General features: G+C 46.7%; 3 protein-coding genes. 1 reads left to right on the top strand and 2 read right to left on the bottom strand.

All coding sequences use genetic code 11. From position 1 onward, the window contains the following. Window positions 1–465 precede the first annotated feature (465 nt). Window positions 466–687, bottom strand: coding sequence for a hypothetical protein (locus tag ACO6V1_RS23800; protein WP_422447471.1), 222 nt, complete (start codon window positions 685–687; stop codon window positions 466–468). A gap of 171 nt (window positions 688–858) precedes the next feature. Here ACO6V1_RS23800 and ACO6V1_RS23795 point away from each other — a divergent pair, with 171 nt between their 5' ends. Continuing rightward, on the top strand, window positions 859–1170 hold the full coding sequence (locus ACO6V1_RS23795) for a YhbY family RNA-binding protein (protein WP_101746619.1): 312 nt from the start codon (window positions 859–861) through the stop codon (window positions 1168–1170). Window positions 1171–1220: 50 nt separating this feature from the next. Here the strand turns inward: ACO6V1_RS23795 and ACO6V1_RS23790 are convergent, their stop codons facing one another. Next, window positions 1221–1601 (bottom strand): PH domain-containing protein, encoded by a 381-nt coding sequence (locus tag ACO6V1_RS23790; RefSeq protein ID WP_422447474.1) that lies wholly within the window; start codon window positions 1599–1601, stop codon window positions 1221–1223. Between the last annotated feature and the right edge of the window lie 112 nt (window positions 1602–1713).

Genomic DNA, 1713 nt, shown 5'->3' with positions numbered 1-1713 from the left:
GGACGTTGCCTGAAAAATATTTGAGCAACATCAAACCGAAAACTGAAAGGGGTAAAAGTTTACACCTGACAAAAGCTGAGATTTCCATCAGCCGGTAAGTAGTTGGCCAAATGGAATCGTATATTTCTGGCTAAGTGGGCAGTTACTATGCAAGGCACAACGTAGGGAGCATAGCCGTAGCTATGTGACCGTAGTTGTAACGCCGCACGACTGCATGGATGCAGGAGCTAGAGCAACGCAGGAGCAGTTGCCGGGAGTGACTGCCCACTTAGTCAGAAAATACGATTTCATTTGGTTAACTACTTAAAGTAAAAGTCATGGTGATAATATCTTATACAGCATGGCTGTGACAGCAGAAGACAATAAAAGATTAAGCGGATGATTAGGGGTTATTACGCACCACAAGCCAACACTTTCCACACACTTGTGCTGATCAAACGCTTTGGAATGTTTATTATTGTGGATTCAGTAATCACTAACCGCTGTAACACCATCAGCATAATACGTATTGTTCAACCACTGCCGAAGAGACAGGTCACCACTTATACGGGCAGCCTCGAACAGCAGGCACACTTCCCTCAGCAGCCAGAAAGCGATAGCATGCGCCACCAGAAGCTTGCATATGCTGTCGAGTGACTTAAATGCTGCCAGCCTGAGACCCATTCCGCAGTCCACGGCGCTGGACATTAATTCGCTCTCTTCGACACCCAGTCAATGACCGTTAAGCGCTCCATGAACAGTACTTTTCTGTCCCCAACCTGCATTAACGAAAACTTCTCTGGAAAAATACGGTCATACCCATCATCAGATATCGTGTATGACGATTCGTTATTAAAGAAATTATCAGGAATAGCAAACATGAGCTTGAATGCAGCCAAAAAGAAGCATTTCCGTACCATCGGCCACAACCTGAACCCTGTCGTCATTGTGGCAGACAAGGGGCTGACAGATGGCGTGGTTGAAGAAACATTACGCGCACTGAATGACCATGAACTGATCAAGGTGAAATTCGCCATTGGCGACCGGGAAACCCGCCAGCAACTGGTCAGCGAACTGATCAGCGCCACAAACTCTGATCTCATTCAAACCATTGGCAAAATCGCACTGATTTTCAAAGCCGCCGACAAACCCAATCCGGCACTCTCAAACCTGCTGAGAGTCCAGGGCTAAACCGAACAGGCCACGATGGTGGCCTTTATCAACGACTGGCTGGCAAGCAATTACTGCCCTGCCACTTTTGCCGCCAGGAGTGCCTGAAGCTTATAAATATTGGTTTTGCTGTTAAATTCCATCTGCATTGACTCTGGCTGGCCGGAAATCCATAGTTTCAGTTCAGCATCCAGATCAAAATGGCCTACAGACTCAACAGTAAACATAGTGATCGACTTATAAGGTATTGAGCGATATTCAACCTTGCGTCCGGTAAGCCCCTGCTTGTCGATCAAAATCAACCGGTGATTGGTCAAAACCACCATATCCCGCACCAGCTTATAGGCCAGCTCTATGGACTCCGACGGATTAAGAATGGTTGCCAGATCCTCCATTGCTTCCGTATTGCTCATCTCACCTGCATTGCCCAGTAAGGCATCAAACAGACCCATAGCATTTCTCCTTAATTTTTCACAGGTTATCAGCAAGCATCATTTTTCGGGGATACCGCAATTGAACTTGTTACCGATGTTCATGTTCAATGCGTCGAGTCTACCGGATCTG

It is taken from the genome of Endozoicomonas sp. ALC013 (genome assembly GCF_049310205.1).
In the GTDB taxonomy this organism is placed as follows: domain Bacteria; phylum Pseudomonadota; class Gammaproteobacteria; order Pseudomonadales; family Endozoicomonadaceae; genus Endozoicomonas.
Note: the sequence above shows the minus strand (reverse complement) of the source record. Positions and strands in the feature narration are given on the sequence as shown.

Excerpts from the sequence above, each read along its gene's own strand:
- ACO6V1_RS23795 (WP_101746619.1), top strand. The coding sequence starts at position 859 with ATGAGCTTGAATGCAGCCAAAAAGAAGCATTTCCGTACCATCGGCCAC.
- ACO6V1_RS23800 (WP_422447471.1), bottom strand. The coding sequence starts at position 687 with ATGTCCAGCGCCGTGGACTGCGGAATGGGTCTCAGGCTGGCAGCATTT.
- ACO6V1_RS23790 (WP_422447474.1), bottom strand. The coding sequence starts at position 1,601 with ATGGGTCTGTTTGATGCCTTACTGGGCAATGCAGGTGAGATGAGCAAT.